The following is a 20,498-nucleotide window of genomic DNA, read 5'->3' as shown; positions in this document are numbered from 1 at the left end:
AATGTGCCCGGGCAGCCTTCCTTTATGATGCGTGCCCAGAGGCATGCATCTTCTAGCCAGCTTATGAGTAGATGTAAAAATCCATCTATTTGAGGTGATTCCGCTCGGCCAACCACGAATAAATGGAAAAACCCATTTATTTTGAGCGTTACAGAGGTTTTGCACAAAGTAATGACCGGAATAACTGGAAATATCCAGTTATTCGAAATTATCGCTGACGTGCATCATACCCTGTGACTCCCCAGCAGCTCCAGCCCCAGCTGCACAGTGCGATGCTCCCGCTGCTCGGCGAGATATTGTGCATAGGCTGTAATCGTCGGCGTCTCAAAAGCGCAGGGAAGCCGGAACAGCCGCTGCGCATCTAGATAAGGCTGCGCGATGGAGAGAGGCATAAACCCGAAGCCGGCACCCTGCAGCAGCATCGTCAGCATAATGGCGGAATGGTCCGTGTGCAGCGCGGGCACGAAGCCAGCGCCTGCCACGCCGGCGAACCAATCGGGGAAGGGGTAGCCCCATTCGATGTGGCAGTAGGACGCGGAACGAAGATCCGCCTTGTGTACCGGCGCCTCTCGATCCACGGCCGAGACGAGTATGAGAGGATCCTCGAACAACAGCAGCTGCGACACCTTCGGATGATCAGGAGGATCGAAGCGGACCGAGACATGAACAACGCCGTCGAGCAGCAAATCGCGGATCATATAGCCCGGATCGATGTTGCTGAGGAATTTAACCGCAACCTCGGGATGATTCTGCCGAAACGCCAAGATATTCGGCAAGTATCGATAATGCCATACGGAGCCGGGCCCGCTTAATATTAGCTGATGCTCGAATTGCTCCGACAGCGTCAGCTTGCTCTCCGCGTACAGCCGAATCATCCGCTGGGCGTAAGGGAGGAAGGCGATGCCGGCTTGAGTCAGCTTGACATTGCGATTGTCGCGCAGCAACAATGTTTTCCCGACCTCGGTCTCCAATCCCTTGATGCGCGCAGTGACAGCCGATTGAGAGATATGCAGATGCTCAGCGGCCTTCGTGAAGTTCTGGATTTGGCATACGGCTAAGAACGCTTCTAATTGGGATGAATCCATGGCACCGAACAAACTCCTTCTCGCATGAATGATTCGATTTTTGAATGATAACAACATAAATTATTCGTTATACAAATGATAACGTCCCCGTTATGATATGGCTATATTCAGATGATATGGCTATATTCAAGACACACTAGAGGCCGCGAGGGAGGATTCACAATGTCAATCATTGCAATTGAAGAGGTACATGCCATTAACGATACCATCCTCTCCGAGCTGTCCGAGCTGCTGATCGCCGTTGTGGAGGACGGCGCATCCATCGGCTTCCTGCCCCCGATAACAGAGCTGGAGGCAAAGCAATACTGGGAAGGCGTGCTCGCGCCGGACGTTCTCCTGTTCGTCGCCCGGATGAACGGCCGCATTGCGGGTACTGTCCAGCTGCATCTATGCATGAAGCCGAACGGCATGCACCGTGCAGAAATCGCCAAGCTCATGGCGCATCCTGACTGTCGGCGCAATGGTATTGGACGCCAGCTGATGCTGCACGCGGAAGAACAGGCAAAGCAGGCAGGCCGTTCGCTGCTGGTGCTCGATACAAGAGAGGGAGACCCATCGAATCTGCTGTATACTTCGATCGGCTATACGTTGGCAGGCCGCATTCCGAGCTTCGCACGATCGGCTGGCGGCGAACTGGATGCCACGATGCTGTATTACAAGCTCATATAAGAACGAATGCAACCTTCCTCGCTTCCATACCGTCTACTGGGTAATGAGAAGCAGTCCATTAACTGGAAGAACAGGAGCGCATTCACATGAATAAGCAGCTAATTCCGGCAGCACTCGCTTTAGGCGTATTGGCATTTTCGGCAGGAGGGACATCCACATCCACCATCTATGCAGCTGCCTCGGAGCCCGCAAACACGAACACAATTGCGGCCTACGGCAGCGACTCGCTCATTGAGAGCGACGGCACCTATTGGGTATGGGGACAGAACCATTCGGTACCCACCCAAATTCATGAGCTGTCCGATGTGGCGGCTTCATTTTCCGATCGGATCATTATGAAGAACGACTTGTCCGTTTGGCATTGGGAGCCGACCGCATCGGCAACGGAATACAAGGTGGAGCCCATTCCAGCGCTGAAGGATATCGCCGCTGTTACAGACACGTGGCTCCATACCTTCGTCATCGAGAAGGATGGAGACGTATTCACGATTCCCCGTGAAGGAATCAAGATCGATTGGGACGGCATCAAGCCGCTTAGCGAAATTGATCATGTGAAGCAGATTAGCATTCATGCAGAGTATCCAAGCTATGATCAACAGGAGCTTTTTCTGAAAACAGACGGTACGGTTTGGAAAAGTAACGAGAAGCTGGAGAAGCTTGAGCAGGTGAAAGGCTTGGATCATATTGTAGAGGTCAGCGGCCGATTCGCCCTGAAGCAAGACGGCACGGTCTGGAAGCTGCCCTTTGCGGTAGACAGTACGGTGGATCCGAATGCTGCGACGCAGCTGACCGAAGTTTCTGGCATTCTTATGCTTAAAAGCATCGGAGTTGGGGATGCTTCCACGGTTGCCATAGACAAGCAGTCGCATCTCTGGTTCTGGGGGACGACCAGGACCGGGTGGTCGGATGGAACGGTGCTGCATGAACAAGAGCCGAAGCAGCTGACGAGTTTAAACGGAGTCGTAGATGCTTTTGTCGTAGAGCGCTCACTTCTTGCTTTGACCCGGAATGGCAAGCTGTACAGCACATCCACCGATCTGGAGACATTGCCGAAGGATCCCCCGTTCGAGCTGCTGACTTCCGACATTAGCAGCGTGAAAGCCGGGGCCCGCCATCTCATTATGCAGAAGAAGGACGGTTCGCTGTGGGGATGGGGCGTCAACAAGGAAGCCATGCTCGGCAATGGAGACTACGAGTTTGAGCACCTGACGCCAGTACCCGTTCAGAAGCCGATCGCAGTGGAGTTGAATGGGGAACATATTGCGCTTAGCAATGGCGTCGTTACGTTAAACGGGCAGGCTTTCATTCCGATTCGCTCGATCTTCGAGCGGATGGGGGCAACGGTCGGGTGGGATGCGAACAATAAGATCGCAACCGTTCGAAGCGCAGACAACGCCACTCAAATCGCGGTCGACTTCAAGCTGGGCACGACCAAGCTGAACGGGAAACAAGTGGAGCTGAGCAACGATCCATTCAGTACCGGCGGCACCTCGTATCTTCCGCTCCGATTCATCAGCGAGTCGCTAGGCGCGAAGGTGGATTGGGTGCAGCAGACGAACCGCATTACGATTACCATGAAATAATTCCGGACCGAGATCAGGCCTGTTGAGAAGCGCTCAACAGGCTTTTTTCTATGTAATTAGCGCGTTACCCTCATATTGCTCTTGTTTCCATAGATTTGAAATCATAGAATGGGAAGGAGACACCATATACTTGTACGGATCGCGAAAAAACGAGCGTTTCGGGGGGATCTGATATGGAGATTGTTGTTGCTATGTTGCTTATTTGCACTTGCGCCTCGGGGTTCTTGTTATTTCGCCGAAATACGCTGCCTTTATCAGGTCGGGTCACCGCCTCACAGCCACAGTCACAATTACAGCCACAGTCACAATCACAATCACAATCACAATCTCCGCCGCCTCACGGAAAGCTTTCCATCATCATTCCGGCACGAAATGAAGAACGCAATCTTCCTCATTTGCTTCGATCTCTGCAGGCCCAGACGATTGGGCATGAGAACATGGAGATCATCGTAGTCGATGATCATTCCGCAGACCGAACGCGAGAAATTGCCGAACAGTTCGAGGTGACAGTCATCTCGTGCCCGTCGCTGCCGCTTGGCTGGACAGGCAAGAACTGGGCAGTGTGGAACGGCTATCAGCAGGCAAGCGGCGATCTGATCGCTTTTCTCGATTCAGATGTCCGGCTTGCGCCGCATGCGATGCAGGCTTTGCTCGCGGCTCGGGCCAATAATGGCGGGACCATCTCAGTTGTGCCATACCACGAGGCGGAGAAGTTCTACGAGCGGCTCGCGCTCATTCCGAACCTGCTGGGGCTATACGCATTCACATCACCGATGGAACGAACCAATCCGCAAAAAGGGCTCTACGGCTCCTGCATTGTAACAACGACAGCAGACTACGAGCGGGTAAAAGGCCATGAGAGCGTAAGGGCGGAGCTGCTCGACGATCTCAATCTCGGTGCGCAGTTTATGCAGGCCGGCGTTCCGGTCACGAACTATATCGGGCATGGCACGGTGTCGTTCCGGATGTATCCCGGCGGTATCCGAAGTGAAATCGAGGGCTTCAGCAAAGGCGCGGTGCTCAGCACAAGCAAGCTCAGCCTTGGAACGACATTGCTCGTTGCCGTATGGCTCATCGGTCTTATTGCGGCAGAGACGGCTCCTTTTCTGCTGGGCACATCGTGGTGGCTGCCGTTCGCGGTCGGTTACGTTACCTACACGGCGCAAATTTATTATTTTATCCACTATACGGGGCGGTTCGGCAGATGGCTTCCTGCGCTGCATCCGATTAGTACGGTCTTCTTCATATACATTATGCTGTACTCCATTTATCAGGTGGTATTCTTTGGGCGGGTGGCTTGGAAAGGAAGGAGCATCGAGGTTGGGGGGCGGTCGAAGACATGATCGTCATCTGGACGCTGCTGGCATTTCTCTCCGGCGGACTCATGTTCTCCTATTGGCTGGGGCTGCTCGCGAACCATAACTTAAAGGAAGTAGGCGACGGCAATCCCGGCGCGCTTAATCTGTGGCAGGCGGCGGGCTATTCGTATGGTCTATGCGGCATCCTGCTTGATTTTCTAAAAGGGTACGTCCCGATCTTCTGGCTCATCCAAACGGACGCTGTCACGGGCTACGAGCTCGTTCTCCCCTGTGCGGCGGCCGTGCTCGGCCACATGTTCTCGCCTTTCATGAAGCTAAGAGGCGGCAAGGCGATTGCCGTCACGTTCGGTGTATGGAGCGCGCTCACTGCTTTCACGGCTTCGCTCGCCTATGCCATCATTCTCGCCATTCTGCTCTTAACGGGAAGGCTGCTGAACAAAGGCAAGCCGACCTCTTCGCAGGCGGACGGCTTCCAGGTCGTACTCGGCATGCTCGTCCTGACGATCTTCGTCATCCTCTTCGACTACTCGGGCGCTGTCATTTCTTTCGGAATCGTCAACCTCCTGCTTCTCCTGTACTCACATCGCAGAGAGCTGCGCCGGTTTATCAGTGCGCTCGAATTACATATCAAGCGATAAAGAACGGCTCCCCCGCGGGAGCCGTTTGTTGTTGTTGCCGCATATGCGCATAGGACGGGCCGGCTTGGCTATATGATCTAAGAGGACTTGGCTTGTTTGTGCGAAGCTTGTTTGTGAAAGGAATCTGCAGCAAAGGAGTGCGCCGTTTGGAGATCATCGAAAAAGCCGTTTCCGCGAGTAGAATCGCGAGCAGGCGGAATGGGGCTTTGATGCGGATACGCCGCAGGATCTGGTGGACTTTGAAAGGTTTTTGTAAACAAGATTCGTAAATGTAAAGCGTCTTCGTGTAATATCGGCCATTTTGTCGAATAAAATGTAGTGTTTACAAGATAATAGCCGAGTATTATAATCAAAATCATAAAAACTGTTTATTGTTTACTTTACATTTTTGTATTTTTGTAAACTTAATGACGATTACATCTCAGGGGAGAGGTGCTTCTTGAACGATGAACGGACGCGTGCTTAATGTAGGACTGATCGGCCTTGGCGAAGTCGCACAGGTGATCCATCTGCCGGTGCTTCAGTCACTGCCGGAGCAATACCGAATTGCGGCATTATGCGATATTTCGCCGAAGCTGCTGGCGCATATCGGCGGCCAGTACGGAGTAGACAAGCTGTACACCGATATGAGGGAGCTTGTCAGGCAAGAGGATCTTGATGTTGTGTTCGTTCTCAACAGTGATGAATATCACGCGGAGTGCGCGATTGAAGCGGCGAATCAGAAGAAGCATGTGCTGATCGAGAAGCCGATGTGTCTGACGTTTGCCGAAGCGGATGCCATTATTGAGGCAAGGGATCGCAACGGGGTTCATATCATGGTTGGCTACATGCGTCGTTACGCGGCGTCGTTCGTGCAGGCGGTTCAAGAGATCGGCGGCCTAGGCAATATTACATACGCAAGGATACGAGATATTATTGGGCAAAATCATTTCTTTATCCGTCCGACGAGCCGGACGGTCATGTTCGACGATATTCCGGATAGCGCGAAGGCGGACCGCAAGGAGAGAGCGGAGCGGCTGGGGCGCGAGGCGACAGGACTTGAACCGGAGTCGCCGTTGTTTGGCTTCTATCGGCTGCTGGCCGGGCTTGGCAGCCATGATCTGTCGGCGATGCGCGAGGCGATCGGCATGCCCAAAGCTTGCGTTGGGGCGAAGCTGTCGATTCATCCGGACAGTATTTTCTTAAATGCGATTCTCGATTATGGGACGTTCTCGGTCACTTACGAGACGGGGATGGACCAGCAAGGACGCTTCGATGCTCATGTGGAAGTGTACGGGAGCCGCAAGACGGTGAAGGTGCAGTATGATACGCCGTACATCCGTCATCTGCCGACGAAGCTGCACATCTACGAGACGGAAGGCGAAGCTTATACGGAATCAGTCATCCGTCCGACCCTTACCGATCCGTATACGCTGGAGATGAAGTATCTATACGATGTCATTACGAACGATCACGCGCCGAAGACGACGCCCGAGGATGCGCGCGAAGATTTGGAAGTATTCCGCATGATTATGAATGCGCTTCAGCTTCAGTCCTAGGAAGGTGGGGATTCTGTGAGTCAGAGTCAAGATCAGCGAGGTCAGTTGCAGCGGGAATATAACGGTGTCTATACAGGTGAGCGCAATGGCTATATTGCGTTCCCGCTTGGCGGCATTGGTGCAGGAAATCTCTGCTTGGAGGGTACCGGGGCGCTGTCGCACTTCGCCATGCATCATCGGCCGAACAATATGAATGAGCCGATGGTCTTCTCCGCACTGAGTGTGAAGGGACCGGGCGGTGTAATGGCGCGAGTGCTGGAAGGTCAGGTACCGCGGCGTAAAGTATTCGGAAGCCGGACGAAGGATTATGAGCCGGGACCGGGAAGCGGGCTGTACGGCAAACATTACGGGCTGCCGCGGTTTGGGGAGAGCAGCTTCGAAGGCAGGTTTCCGTTCGGCAAGGTAAAGCTGAGCGACGAGCAGGTACCGGTTGCGGTGACCATCACCGGCTGGAGTCCGTTCGCCCCGCTGAATGCGGATGATTCCAGCTTGCCGGCGGCAGGCTTGGAGTTCACGTTCGAGAACACGACTAATGAGCCGCTCGAGCTGGTGTATTCGTTTCATGCAGCGAACTTCATGACAAGCTGGGGCATGGAGGGACAGCGCGTGCTTCGTGCCGATGGTGACGTTGCGGCGGGATTCGTGCTGGACCAGCCGGCTACTGCGGGAGAGCCGTGGAAGCAAGGTGCATTCAGCGCGGTAACCGACGATCCGCGGGCGAAGGTGGATTGCGCTTGGTTCAGAGGCGGCTGGTTCGACTCGGTGACGATGATCTGGAACAAGGTATCAGCGGGACAGTGGCGCGAGAATTCGCCTGTCACGGAAGGCTCACCAAGCCCCGGCGCAAGCCTCTACGTGCCGCTGGAATTGCTACCGTATGGGCGGCAGACGGTGAGGGTTATGCTGTCGTGGTACGTGCCGGTGTCGAATTTGAATGCAGGTGTACCAGTCGAAGCGGTTTCTAAAGCGGCAGGTGCGAGTGGAGGCAGTGGCTCGGCCGGTTACTATAAGCCGTGGTACGCAGGAAGGTTCGCGGATATTACGAGCGTAGCAACCTACTGGTCAAGCGAGTATTCTCGTCTGCGCGCGGAGAGCGAGACCTTCACGGACAGCTTCTTCGGTACATCGCTGCCGCCAGAGCTTGCGGAAGCGTCTGCTGCGAACTTGTCGATTCTGAAGTCGCCGACGGTGCTTCGGCAGACGGACGGCAGGTTCTGGGCGTGGGAAGGCAGCGAAGACTTGCAAGGCAGCTGCCACGGTACATGCACGCATGTGTGGAACTATGCGCAGGCGCTGCCGCATTTGTTCCCTGAGCTGGAGCGGACGATTCGCGACACGGAGTTTGTGGAAGGCCAGGATGCGGCGGGCCATCAGAATTTCCGGGTGCCGCTGCCGATCCAGCCGGCCGACCATAACTTCCATGCCGCTGCCGACGGGCAGTTGGGCGGCATTATGAAGGTATACCGGGAATGGCGAATTAGCGGAGATACAGCGTGGCTGCAGGTTATGTGGCCTAAGGTGAAGCAAAGCCTGCGTTACTGCATGGACACGTGGGACCCTGACAAGACCGGCGTTCTCTCCGAGCCGCACCATAACACCTATGACATTGAATTCTGGGGACCGGATGGCATGTGCTCGTCCATCTATCTCGGCGCGCTGAAGGCGGCTGCCCGGATAGCGGAAGCATGCGGCGACGCAGTGGATGCCTATGCTTATGAGGAGATTTTTCAGCGTGGCAGAGACTTTCTGGAGCGGGAGCTGTTTAACGGGGCGTATTTTGAACAGCGGATTGTATGGGAGGGACTGCATGCGCCTTCGCCGCTGGAGACGAAGGATGCATGGAACGTCAATTACTCCGCCGAAGCCCGTGCGCTGCTTGAGGAAGAAGGACCGAAATATCAGTACGGCCAAGGCTGCTTGTCCGACGGCGTTATCGGTGCTTGGCTGGCGGAAATGTGCGGCCTCGGCGAGATTCTCGACCGTGCTATGGTACGGAGCCATCTGCTGAGCGTCTACAATTACAACCTTAAGCGCAATCTGACCGAGCATGCCAATCCGCAGCGGCCGGGCTTTGCGCTTGGCGCTGAAGGCGGTCTGCTGCTGTGCACATGGCCGAAGGGCGGCAAGCTGTCGCTGCCATTCGTGTACAGCGATGAAGTGTGGACGGGGATCGAGTATCAGGTAGCGTCCCATCTTATGGCTCTTGGCAGTGTGCAGGAAGGACTCGATATTGTGCGCACCTGCCGCGACCGCTATGACGGGCGAACGCGTAATCCGTTCAACGAGTACGAATGCGGCCATTGGTACGCTAGGGCGATGGCGTCCTATGGATTGCTCCAGGGCTGGGGCGGCGTGCGTTATGACGCAGTCGAGCAGGAGCTCTATATATCTCCGCGCATGGCTGGGGATTACAGCGTGTTTCTCTGTACCGCGACCGGATATGGTCATGCTGGCGTGCGGAACGGGGAGCCTTTTGTAGATGCAATTGCAGGACAGATCGCCGTCCAAAGTATGAAGCTTGAGCTAGTGTAACCTTTTGCAATTGCTAGCTTTGCCGGAAGGAAGCCATCATTTCTAATCATTCTATTTATCGAGGAGTGTTATGGGCATGCCGAAAGTGTTGACAGAAGCGCAAGTGCAGCATTTTAAAGAAAAAGGCTGGGTGAAGGTTGAAGGTGCCTATCCGCGCGAGGCTGCGCTGAAGGTGCAGGACTTTCTATGGGATGAGCTGGCGAAGAAAGGCATACATAAGGACGATAAGAGCAGCTGGACGGAGCCTGTCGTTCGGCTGGGCAATTATTTGCATCCGGTGATGGATGATCTGAACTCCGAGCATCTGACTGGGGCGATTGAGGATTTACTTGGAGAAGGGCGCTGGCAGGACGGGAAGAAGATGCAGGGCGCGATGTGGGGCGGCTATATTATCAACTTCGGGCCGGAAATTCCGGGCGGTTGGCATTATGACGGCAGTCACTTCCGTCACTACTTGGACAGCTGGGAGCAAGGGCTGCTGCTGGTCTGCCTGTTCTCGAGTGTGAAGAAGGGCGGCTCGGGCACGCTTGTTGCCGAGGGCTCGCATAATATCGTCGCGAAAGTGCTGGCGCAGCATCCGGAAGGCATGGGGCTGGGCGAGGCGCTGCGTGAATGTGCGAAGCATCCGTGGCTGGCGGAGTTGATCGGCAAGAAACAGCCGGCTTCCGATGATATCTACGCGGATTCTCCGGAGCAGGACAAGCGGGAGCAGGCAAAGCTGTCGAAGAAAGAGCATCTGGCGAAGTTTATGGACAATACGTATGAGGATCCGGATGGTTATTCATTGCGCGTTGTGGAGACGACAGGGGAGCCGGGGGATTTGGTGCTTTGCCATCCATTCCTGTATCACGCTCCTTCGACGAACGAGCTTGGCGTTCCGCGTTTTATGTGCAACCGCGTGTCTCCGACGCATGAACGGATGAATTTCAACCGGGAGAATCCGGCGGATTACTCGGTTGTTGAGGTAATGATTCGCGAAGCGCTCGGCCTGAAGGATGGAGAGCGCTGCGAGTGGGCTAGAGCAGAATAGAGAGTTGGAATAGATCGTCTGGCGGGTGGCCTCGTGTTGGAGTGGGGCTGCCTTGCTGGACGATTTTTTTTGTTTTATCGGCGGAGTCGTAGTATGGTTAGTAGGAATTGATGTACGTGAGAAGGTGTTTGGTTTATGGGGAAGACGTTATTAACTGCGCTGCTTGGCGGCGTGCTGTTTAAACTGCTGCATGCGCCGATTCCGTGGCTGCTCGGGCCGATGCTGGCAGTCTTGATTGGTTCGAAAATATTCGGCAGAGCTCCGGCGTCGGCGTACAAATGGCCGTCCTCCGTAAGGAATGCGGGGATGATCATTGTCGGCTATACGATCGGGCTCTCCATGACAGCCTCGGCGCTTGCGGAAATGTCCCATCAGCTGCTTACGATGATGCTGATGATTGTGCTGCTGCTCTTGTTTTGCGCAGGCATGGCGTTCACCGTTGCGAAGCTGTCGGGCACGGATTTCAAAACCGCCCTGCTCGGCAGTGTGCCCGGGGGGCTGACACAGGTGCTGGCGCTGGCGGAGGAAACCGAAGGCGTCAATGTCACAATCGTCACGGTCACCCAAGTCATCCGGCTGATGATGATTATTGTGTGCATTCCGATTGTGGTGTTCAGCCCGCTCTTCGGAGGCGGCGCGCACGGCGCTTCGGCTAGCGTAGCTGACGGGGCTGGGGCGCTGCACCACGCGGCTGCGACGTGGAGCGGGCTGTTCCCCGGCATGCTATGGTTCGCGCCGGTGGCGGTATTGTGCGCGCTGCTTGGCGCGCGGGTTAACTTCCCGACCGCGTACCTGCTCGGCCCCGCGCTTGGCACCGCGGTGCTGCAGCTGAGCGGCCTTGCGGGACCGGGCCTGCCGGCGCTGTTCATTGATGCGGCCCAGCTTATGATCGGCGCGTACGTCGGGCTGCTTCTGAAGCCCGAGCAGCTGGAGCATAAGGTGCGGACGATCTCGCTCGCGCTTGGCAGCGGGCTGCTGCTGATCGTCGGCGCGTGGGGCTTCGGCTTGCTGCTGACGAAGCTGCACTCGGTATCGCTGCCAACGGCGCTGCTGAGCCTGGCGCCGGGCGGCATGGACCAGATGGGCATCATCGCGCACGAGATCGATGCCGACTTGTCCATGGTCGCGGGATACCAGCTGTTCCGGACGTTCTTTATCTTCTTCGCAATCCCGCCGCTGCTGCGGCTGTTGTTCCGCCGCTCGCTTAAGCGGGGCGCGAGCGGAGGGTAGAGCGATTAGTGGTCGCGCTTGGCTGAGCTGAATTGAAAGAGCTGAATCGATCTGGTGTCGATTCGGCTTTTTTCGCTGCTGAGAGACCGAAATACGCTCTCTCAGCATTCGAAAATGGCGAAAAACCAGGTGAGAGAGCCATATACGGTCTCTCGCCACCGGAGTCGCACCAAGTAACCCGGTTTCGGCCGCCGAGAGAGCGAAATACGCTCTCTCAGCATTCGAAAATGGCGAAAATCCAGCTGAGAGAGCCATATACGGTCTCTCACTGCCGGAGTGGCACCAAGTAACCGGATTTCTGCCGCTGAGAAACGTATACGATCTCTCAGTTCGTATGACGTGTACCCGAGAGTCGGAGTATCCGCCTCTCGGTCCCGCCACGAGGCGAAAGACAAGCTGAGAGTAGGGAAATCCGACTCTCGGTAAAGAAATGCCCAATAAATCGGTGCTTTGTATGCCCGAGAGTCGGAAAATCCGACTCTCAGTCTCGAAGCAGGACTAAAAACAACCCGAGAGTCGGAAGAACCGACTCTGATCCCCGCTCGCGGCAGGTCCCCGCCACCTGCCGCCGTCTCACCCCACAAACCCAAAAAACGGCCATGCCAGCGCAACCCGCGCTTCCATGGCCGTCTTCCTATACCTTCACACTCGCCATCGTGCTCTCGCCGAACACGACCTTCGTCGCGAGGCGGACCGTCTCGTATGCGCGGCCCGGCTTGCTTAGCCGCTGCAGCAATTGCTCCGTCGCCCGCAGGCCGAGCTGATGCTCGTCGTGCGCGACGGTGGTCATCGTGTAGCCGAGGAATTCGGCTTCCTCGATCTGGTCAAACCCGGAGACGGCGAGGTCGCCCGGGATGGATTTGCCGATCTCGCCGGCATACTTAATGACGTTAAGCGCGATTTTGTCGTTCACGCAGACGAACGCGGTAGGCAGCTCTGCCATTTCCTTCAGCGAGCGCGTGAACCCCTCGTAATGCTGGAAGCCGTCCGCGCTTGCCGATGTGATGCAATAAGCCGGATTCACGGACAGCCCTGCATCGAAATGCGCGCGCTGGAAGCCGAACCAGCGCTCCATGAAGCTGCGGCAGGAGCCGATGTCGCCGATAAATCCGAGCTTCCGGTGACCCGCTGCAATAAGCTGGCGTGTGATCTGGTAGATGCTGTCCTCGTTCTCCATGAAGACGACGTCTGTCTGAAGGCCGGATAGCGGCAGCTCAGGATTAATGTTAATAAATACTTTCGGAATCGGAAGCTGGAGAAGCTTCTCTGTGTAGGGCTTGTCCATGCTGCCGGCTACGATGAAGCCGGCAATATCGCCGCTCGTCAATACGGCAGGAAGCACGAGCGAATCGATATCTTCATTCTTAACGAAGCTAATCTTCAGCTCATAGCCGCCGCTGCTCGCAACTTGCTCCACGCCGCTCATGACGTTCATCCAGAATCCGGTGCCGTGATGCAGCTGGTGCTTCGTAATATAAGCGATGTTCTGCGGCTTGCCAGGCGAAGGCTCGGAGGACTGCGACTGTGCGGCAGCAAACTGCTTCACTTTCTTATAGCCCATCGCTATAGCCTGCTCGATGACGCGCTGCTTCGTTTCATTCGTTATGCTGGGATGGTCGTTAAGCGCCTTGGATACGGTGTTTCGGGAAAGGCCGAGACTTAACGAAATATCGTGGGTCGTCACCTTTTTGCTCAAACGTATCAATCCTTATTCATAATAGAGTCCTTGATTCAATTGTAGAATAGCGACTCGTTTTGTCAATAAACAAAATACCAAAAATGTAATGTTACAAACTGAGAACTAAAATAAACAAATGTCATATTTACAGAAGGCTTGTAGGTGCATTATAATCAAATCCGAAGGAAAATATTACATAATATTAAGAAATGTAACATTTTAAGGTTACAAAACTCTCGGAAGAAGGAGGATCTTCGGTACACGAAACGGTGGAATGTTTCCAACTCTGTCACAAGTACACGCCCCAGATTAAGCAGAAAGAAGCTTCAGTATTGCAGCAATTTTGAAAGCGCTTAAATCTATTTCAGAGGTGAACGTGAACATGTATAGAATTCGCCGATTGGCCGCACTATTACTGATTATGAGCATGATCGCGGCAATGATTGCCGTACCTGCAGGCGCTGAAGCAGCCAGCGACCAGGCTTTATTCAATTTCGAGAATGGCACGCAAAACTTTACAGGAGCAGGCGGTGCATCGCTCTCTTCCAGCAGCGAGCAGTCTTACGCAGGCGCGCAATCGCTGAAGATGAGCGTAAATGTAACAGGCGCATCGACTAGCCCTTTTGCGAAGCTGGGCAATCCTGCGGGACTTACGGCGGGGAGCACCTACGAGTTTCATATCTGGGTGCCGAGCAATGCGAATATCGCAGGCGTTCAGCCCTATATGATGGACAAAAACTGGTCCTGGACCGGTTCGCTCGTTTCCTACAGCAGTCTGGCAAAGGACAGCTGGAACACGCTTGCGCTTACGATTCCGGCGTCCGCGGCGAATCCGTTTAACGAGCTTGGCGTGCAGCTGCAGACGAGCGGCGATTTCAACGGCAGCATCTATATCGACAGCATCGCTCTTGTCGGCGGCGCGCCTGTCGAGACGCCAAGCCCTGCAAGCCTGAGCGACCTTCGCGTGAACGGCGTAACCGTAGCCGGCTTCTCGGATAAGAAGCTCTCCTATATCGCGCATGTTCCGAACGGTGCGACGGCTGCAGCCATTACCGCGACCACATCGGATCCTGAAGCAACAGCGGCAGTGAGCGGCGGCGGCAGCCTCGCGGTAGGCGAGAATGAAGTGTCTGTGCTCGTGACGGCGAAGGACCAAACGACGCAAACGTACACCATCAAGCTGATCCGCGATCTCCCTGGCGGTGGCAGCAACCGTATCTTCGTGCAGGGCACAAACTTCTATGCCGGCCATGAGCCGATCTGGTTCAACGGGGCGAATACGCCTTGGGATAACTGGAATGATTTTGGCGGCGACTTCGATTACAGCTTCTGGGATACGCACTTCGGACAGCTTCATGATAATGGCGTCAACGCGACGCGCGTCTGGATTACGAGCAACGGCGAAGTGGGTATCGATATCGATGAGTCCGGTCATGTATCCGGCGCAACAGCGGCGCATTGGAATGATCTAGACAGCCTGTTCTACCTCGCGCAAAAGCACGGCGTCTACATTATGGCGACGCTGATGTCGTTCGACCATATGAAGGACGCGCATCCGAACTATACCAGCTGGCGCAACATGCTGATGAACGACGATAACATCGATTCCTACGTGAACAACTACGTCATTCCGTTCACGAACCGCTACAAAGCTAACCCTTATCTGTGGTCGATCGACTTCATGAACGAGCCGGATTGGGTGTACGAGGAGAGCAAGCTGCCTTGGGAACAGCTGCAGAAGCTGTTCGCGAAGATGAGCGTGGCGGTTCATGAGAACAGCAAGGTGCTGACGACGGTCGGCATGGCGATGGTCAAATACAACAGCGGCACATGTACGGAAGGCTGCCAAGGCAACAAAGTCGGCGATGCGGAGCTAATGGGCGCAGCAGGCGGCAACCCGCTGGCGAAGCTGGACTTCTGGGCACCGCACTATTACGACTGGATGGGACAATACTGGGGCGTTCCGATGTATATGACGCCTGAACAATTCGGTCTTAGTGCAGACCGTCCGAGCGTCATCGGCGAGACGGCGGCACTTGGCACGGCAGGGCATACGCTGGAGCAGGATTATTTCAGCGCGTATGCGAACGGCTGGCAGGGGATGATGCCTTGGACGTCCAACGACGTTGACTGGCTCGGCGACCTGGCGAAGGTGGGTCCTGCGGCAAGCAGCTTCTACAGCCAGCATCCTGACCTTGTATTCCCGCCAATTCGCTCGAACAATGCTGATCTAAGCGACTTGCAGATCGACGGCGCAACAATCCCAGGCTTTGCGGCGAACACGTTAAACTACAGCGTACAAGTGCCATTCAAGACGAAGGAAGTCACCGTAACGGCAACGGCTGCGGATGCCAAATCGACGGTTACAGTGGATGGCGGCACGAAGCTGAAGAAGAACGTGAAGAAGCTGAAGGAAGGCGCGAATACGGTCACGGTGCGCGTGAAGGCGGAAGACGGCACAGAGCAAACGTACAGCATCATCGTAATCCCAACACGCGACTAATTCTTGCACAAGGAAGGCTGGTCCGAACGTCTTAATTGACTGCCGGGCCGGCCTTCAATAGTCATAGAATAGAGGAATCGATTGACGGGAAGCGGACCGATTACGTAAAATAATGAAAAATCAGACAGAAATGTAAATGCGCAAAAGATTTTGGCTCGTGCTGCCGTGGGGGGACAACCGAATTTTGCTACCCAAATCATCGTACTCGCTCAAGAACAGAGCCTATTTCTTCCTCGTGCTCAGTTCGATCATTCCTCTTGCCCTGATCGGTTATATCTCCTATATCTCTATGATTTCCTTGTTGAACAACAATATTGACGACGGTATCCGCAGCAATATGAAGCAGATCCAGATCAGCCTTAGCAATGTATTTTCGAATCTGGAAGATTCGGCGCTGCAGCTGGCGATGTACAACGGCCGAGTGGCCGACGATATCGAGACGTATATCGAGACGAAAGATATTCTCACCAAATACGAGAAGAAGAAAGCGGTAATCGAGAGCATCTCGCTCATCAACGCGGCGAAACCGGATATCGGACTTATTTTCTTCTACTACGCGAATAAGCATCAGGTCATGTTTGAGAATCAGAGCGTGCAGGACGGGTTCCGTTTAACGAACCTCCCTGCGCTTGCAAGCGGCATTAATGCCACCTTCTACGGACCGCATCAGACGATGAAATCAACCAAGGACAGCAACGTGTTCTCTGTCGCACGCAAAGTGAATCTCATTGAAGGCGCAGATCTCTACGTCTATATGGAGACGAGCATTAAATTGTTTGAGGATTTGCTAAAGTCTCAGCAGTACAAGCTCGCTGTTACTTCCATTATGCTTAATTCACAGGGCAAGATCATGTACAGCCAAGGGCAGAAGGATTTTCCGCTCGGCTCCTATGTGGAAATCAGCAAGCTGAACGAGACGGGCAAATCCGACTCCATTAAGAAAGGCTACTATGTCTTCGCAGAGAAGGGCGAGCAGGGCTGGTACATTCTATCTGCCGTCAAGACGAAGGCGTACAGCTCGGACGTGCGCAAGTGGTTCGGCAAGTTTGCGCTGCTGGCGGCGCTGTCGATTGCGATCAGCTTGCTTCTCGGTCTATCCATTTGGCGGATCGTCTACAGACCGCTGCGTACGATTCATCGCGAGATCAGTCTGATGTCGCATAACAAATTCAACTCCGAGTTGAAGAGGACGGGCATCATCGAGTTCGACAGCCTGCTCATTCAATTTCACGATATGAAGGATAAAATCTCAGATCTGTTCGTAGAGCTTGAGGAGAAGGAACGCAAGAAACGGGTCATTGAGGTGGAGAAACTGCTGCATCAGATCAACCCGCATTTCTTGCACAATACGCTCAATACGGTGCAGTGGCTGGCGCGGATGAACGGGCAGGACGAGATCGACCGGCTTGTCGCGCTGTTCACGCGAGTGCTGCATTACAACCTTGGCAAGGAAGGCGGTATCGTCTCCTTGAGCGAGGAAGCGGAGGCGCTTCAGAACTACGTCGACTTGCAGCGTATCCGGTATGCGTACCATTTTGACGTGCAGATTAAGGTCGACCCGGAGCTTGGCGATGTAGCGGTGCCGCGGTTTATTATGCAGCCGATTGTGGAGAATGCGATCTACCACGGACTGAAGGACGAGAGCGGTTATATCCAGATACGCGCATACGAGGAAGCAGGCAAGCTGACTATTACGGTGCAGGATAACGGCGCAGGCATGACGGAACAGGAGATCGAGCGGCTGCTGGAGCCGCAGGCAGATGCGCACAAGAAGGTCGGCATGGGCATCGGCTTAAGCTATGTCCGGTATATGCTTGAAGTCAATTACGGCAGCATGGCTTCGATGGAGATTAGGGGCGAGAAGGATCAAGGAACGACCTTCAAGCTTACGCTTCCGATAAGCCGGGCATGAACCTGAGGGGGAATCGCGATGATCAAAACGTTAATTGTGGACGATGAAATATTCGTGCGAAAAGGACTCATATCCGTACTTCCTTGGCAGAAATTCGGCTTTAAAATCGTGGGAGAAGCAAGCGGCGGCGAGAAGGCACTCGAGTTTCTGGCGAACAATCGCGTCGATATTGCTTTTATGGACTTGACGATGCCCGGCATGTCCGGCTTTGAGCTGATGAAGGCGACGCGGGATGCTTACCCGGACCTGAGGGTCGTCGTGTTGACCTGCCATCAGGATTTCAACTATATCCAGGATGCGATGCGCCTCGGTGCGATTGATTATATTGTGAAGACGCAGCTTGAGAAGGAGACGCTGGATGATGTGCTTGAACGGATCTCCGCGCGAATCCGGCATGACAGCAAGGAGCGGGGGAGCTTCGTTCCGGCGCCGGCTTTTGTGAATGAGCAGGGGAAGCGTTACTCGGACGAGGTTGTTGCCAGCATTAACAATGCGATTCAGTACTTGAACGATCATTTGTTTGACGGCATTAATCAAGAGGAAGTGGCGAAGGCGGTCAATATGAGCAGAGGGTACTTCAGCGTCTGCTTCAAGGACATCACAGGAACGCCGTTCAGCGATTACTTGCGAGGGCTCAAGATGAGCAGTGCGGAGGCGCTGCTGCGCAAGACGGCGAAGCCGATCTATGTCATTGCGGACCAGCTCGGCTTCCAGGACGAGAAGTATTTCAGCAAGCTGTTTCGGGAGCTGAATGGCATGACGCCATCGGAATATCGGGAGCGAAATCGATAAATGTTCGCATGTTCGCAAACGCTTTCATACACAAGGGAAACTTTTCATCAGTTAGTAGGAATGTTGTCATGTAAACGCGTTCAATTGATTACCAGACTCCTATCAGAAGAGGAAGATCGTCTATCCCGCGATCTTCCTCGTTTCGCTTAGTATAGAAATCAAGCAAGTCATCTTATTCAGGGCTGAGGGGGATTCAGGGTGAAAAAGAAATTAAAAGCAGTAGCATCTGTATCACTGGTCACCGCACTAATGTTGACAAGCGCAGCTTGCGGCAACTCTAGCAACGACGCGAGCAATACAAAGGAAAGCAATACGGCTGATAATGCGCAAGCGGCTAATTCGACGAACAGCAGCGGCAATACGGGGAGTTCGAACAATGCGGCGGCGAATACGACTGCGCCCGCTGAGAAGCCCGATCCGTTCAGCAAGATGTCGGAGATGGTCGAGTTCACGACAGGCATCTCGCTCTCTGCGGAAACGAAGCCGCCTGCAGGCGAGAGCTTCGAGAACAACGATGTTGAGAAGTGGTTCGAGCAGAACCTGAACGTGAAGCCGAAAATGGCCTGGTCGACAAGCGATCAGAACTTCGCGTTCGAGCAGAAGATCAGCCTCTTGATCGCGGCGAACAACATCCCGGACGTTCTGTCCATCAGCGTTGACCCGAACGGACTCAGCATCCTGAAGAAGCTGATCAAGGCGGACATGATTGAAGACCTGACGCAAGTGTATAACGATTATGCGTCCCCGAACTTGAAGGACAGCATCGCACTTGGCGGACCGGACGCGTTGAAGTCCGTATCCTCGGACGGCAAGCTGTACGCGATTCCGTCGATCGCCGACGTGGAGACTGCGATTCCGGTCATCTGGACGCGTAAGGATTGGCTCGACCAGGTTGGGCTGAAAGAACCGCAAACACTCGATGATGTAGAGACAACATTGAAAGCATTCAAAGATAAATTCGGTGCAGGCGTGCTTCCGTCGCAGCAAAATATTTTCGGAGCAGACACCGCTTCCTTCGACTTCGTCTTCGGTGCGTACAACTCGTACCCGGGCCAATGGATCAGAACGGCAGACGGCAGCGTAGGCTACGGCTCCGTACAGCCAGAGATGAAGGGCGCGCTGGAGCGTCTTGCGAAGTGGTACAAAGACGGCCTTATCGCTCAGGACTTCATTATGAATGACAGCAACAAAGCGGTCGAACCGATCGCGAAGGGCAAAGCAGGCGTGTTCGAAGGCGCATGGTGGTCCACATGGTATCCGCTGCCGGATTCCGTGAAGAACGATCACAATGCAAATTGGCAAGCGACTGTACTGAAGGGTGTTGACGGCATCGCGCATGCGAAGGGCTATGGCACCGTACGTTCCTTCGTTGTCGTGAAGAAGGGCTTCTCGCATCCTGAAGCAATCATGAAGATGCTGAACTACGCCCAAGAAGCGAACACGAAGAAGCTGGACTGGTACAACAAGCTGACGATCGACGACGGCGCGAAGTACTTGAACGCGAAGATGCCGTTGCTGCCGGTAAGCGTGAGTGCGAAGGATCCGCATGAAATTTCGGTCCGCTACAATGCCATTATGGACGTTATCAACGGCAAGACGAAGATGGAAGATGCAGATCCAGAGACGAAGGTGCAAGCGACTTCCATCCTGAACTTCAACAAGGCAACGGACAAATTTGCGGATATGGGCCTATGGAGCCTTGCGAACCAGTTCGCCATTGGCGCGGCTGGCCTTGTGAAGAATCCGGTTCAGCAGACGCTGCCAGCGTTCATCGGTTCGACGGATCTGATGCAGAAGAAGAAGGCGTCCTTGGACGACCTGGAGAAGAAGACGTTCCTCGAGATCATTACAGGCAAGAAATCCGTGGATGAGTTCGACAAGTTCGTAGAGCTGTGGAACAACATGGGCGGCAAAGATATTACGGCGGAAGTGAACGATATTGTAGGCAAGTAACGGATCACAAACAAGTGCTGAGCGAAGCAAGTCATC

General features: G+C 54.4%; 14 protein-coding genes. 12 read left to right on the top strand and 2 right to left on the bottom strand.

Going from position 1 to position 20,498, the window contains the following annotated elements:
• Positions 1 to 224: 224 nt before the first annotated feature.
• Positions 225 to 1,085 carry a LysR family transcriptional regulator gene (locus A8990_RS15950; protein ID WP_116190038.1) on the bottom strand — a complete coding sequence of 287 codons (861 nt, stop codon included), beginning with the start codon at positions 1,083 to 1,085 and terminating at the stop codon, positions 225 to 227.
• A 162-nt stretch (positions 1,086 to 1,247) separates the two neighbouring features.
• Between A8990_RS15950 and A8990_RS15945 the strand changes: the two genes are divergently transcribed.
• The 8 genes from A8990_RS15945 (at position 1,248) to A8990_RS15910 (ending at position 11,624) form a co-directional block, all read left to right on the top strand.
• Complete coding sequence (locus A8990_RS15945; RefSeq protein WP_116190037.1) at positions 1,248 to 1,754, top strand: GNAT family N-acetyltransferase; 507 nt, start codon at positions 1,248 to 1,250, stop codon at positions 1,752 to 1,754.
• Positions 1,755 to 1,840: 86 nt separating this feature from the next.
• Positions 1,841 to 3,337: a stalk domain-containing protein gene (locus A8990_RS15940; protein ID WP_116190036.1), complete on the top strand. Its 1,497-nt coding sequence runs from the start codon at positions 1,841 to 1,843 to the stop codon at positions 3,335 to 3,337.
• A 353-nt stretch (positions 3,338 to 3,690) separates the two neighbouring features.
• Complete coding sequence (locus A8990_RS15935; protein WP_342772885.1) at positions 3,691 to 4,680, top strand: glycosyltransferase; 990 nt, start codon at positions 3,691 to 3,693, stop codon at positions 4,678 to 4,680.
• Positions 4,677 to 5,294: a glycerol-3-phosphate acyltransferase gene (locus tag A8990_RS15930; protein WP_116190034.1), complete on the top strand. Its 618-nt coding sequence runs from the start codon at positions 4,677 to 4,679 to the stop codon at positions 5,292 to 5,294. Before A8990_RS15935 ends, A8990_RS15930 begins: the two co-directional genes overlap by 4 nt.
• 446 nt (positions 5,295 to 5,740) lie before the next feature.
• Complete coding sequence (locus A8990_RS15925; protein ID WP_116190033.1) at positions 5,741 to 6,832, top strand: Gfo/Idh/MocA family protein; 1,092 nt, start codon at positions 5,741 to 5,743, stop codon at positions 6,830 to 6,832.
• Positions 6,833 to 6,847: 15 nt separating this feature from the next.
• A complete protein-coding gene (locus A8990_RS15920; protein ID WP_116190032.1) occupies positions 6,848 to 9,364 on the top strand; it encodes a GH116 family glycosyl hydrolase in 2,517 nt (838 codons plus the stop codon).
• Positions 9,365 to 9,440: 76 nt separating this feature from the next.
• On the top strand, positions 9,441 to 10,394 hold the full coding sequence (locus A8990_RS15915) for a phytanoyl-CoA dioxygenase family protein (RefSeq protein ID WP_116190031.1): 954 nt from the start codon (positions 9,441 to 9,443) through the stop codon (positions 10,392 to 10,394).
• 135 nt (positions 10,395 to 10,529) lie between these two features.
• A complete protein-coding gene (locus tag A8990_RS15910; RefSeq protein ID WP_116190030.1) occupies positions 10,530 to 11,624 on the top strand; it encodes an AbrB family transcriptional regulator in 1,095 nt (364 codons plus the stop codon).
• A gap of 634 nt (positions 11,625 to 12,258) precedes the next feature.
• Here A8990_RS15910 and A8990_RS15905 read toward each other — a convergent pair.
• On the bottom strand, positions 12,259 to 13,320 hold the full coding sequence (locus A8990_RS15905; RefSeq protein ID WP_181909602.1) for a LacI family DNA-binding transcriptional regulator: 1,062 nt from the start codon (positions 13,318 to 13,320) through the stop codon (positions 12,259 to 12,261).
• 364 nt (positions 13,321 to 13,684) lie between these two features.
• On the opposite strand from A8990_RS15905, the gene A8990_RS15900 reads away from it, so the two are divergent.
• From A8990_RS15900 to A8990_RS15885, 4 genes are all read left to right on the top strand, one after another.
• Positions 13,685 to 15,805 (top strand): cadherin-like beta sandwich domain-containing protein, encoded by a 2,121-nt coding sequence (locus A8990_RS15900; RefSeq protein ID WP_116190028.1) that lies wholly within the window; start codon positions 13,685 to 13,687, stop codon positions 15,803 to 15,805.
• 184 nt (positions 15,806 to 15,989) lie between these two features.
• Complete coding sequence (locus tag A8990_RS15895; protein ID WP_181909601.1) at positions 15,990 to 17,717, top strand: cache domain-containing sensor histidine kinase; 1,728 nt, start codon at positions 15,990 to 15,992, stop codon at positions 17,715 to 17,717.
• 18 nt (positions 17,718 to 17,735) lie between these two features.
• Entirely contained in the window at positions 17,736 to 18,509 is a 774-nt protein-coding gene (locus A8990_RS15890; RefSeq protein ID WP_116190026.1) for a response regulator transcription factor, read from the top strand.
• Between the two features lie 198 nt (positions 18,510 to 18,707).
• The gene (locus tag A8990_RS15885; protein ID WP_116190025.1) at positions 18,708 to 20,462 is read left to right on the top strand and encodes a type 2 periplasmic-binding domain-containing protein; all 1,755 of its coding nucleotides are present in this window, start codon (positions 18,708 to 18,710) and stop codon (positions 20,460 to 20,462) included.
• Positions 20,463 to 20,498 lie beyond the last annotated feature (36 nt).

The organism is Paenibacillus taihuensis (genome assembly GCF_003386535.1).
In the GTDB taxonomy this organism is placed as follows: Bacteria; Bacillota; Bacilli; order Paenibacillales; family Paenibacillaceae; genus Paenibacillus_Z; species Paenibacillus_Z taihuensis.
This window is presented reverse-complemented; position numbering and strand designations above follow the sequence as displayed.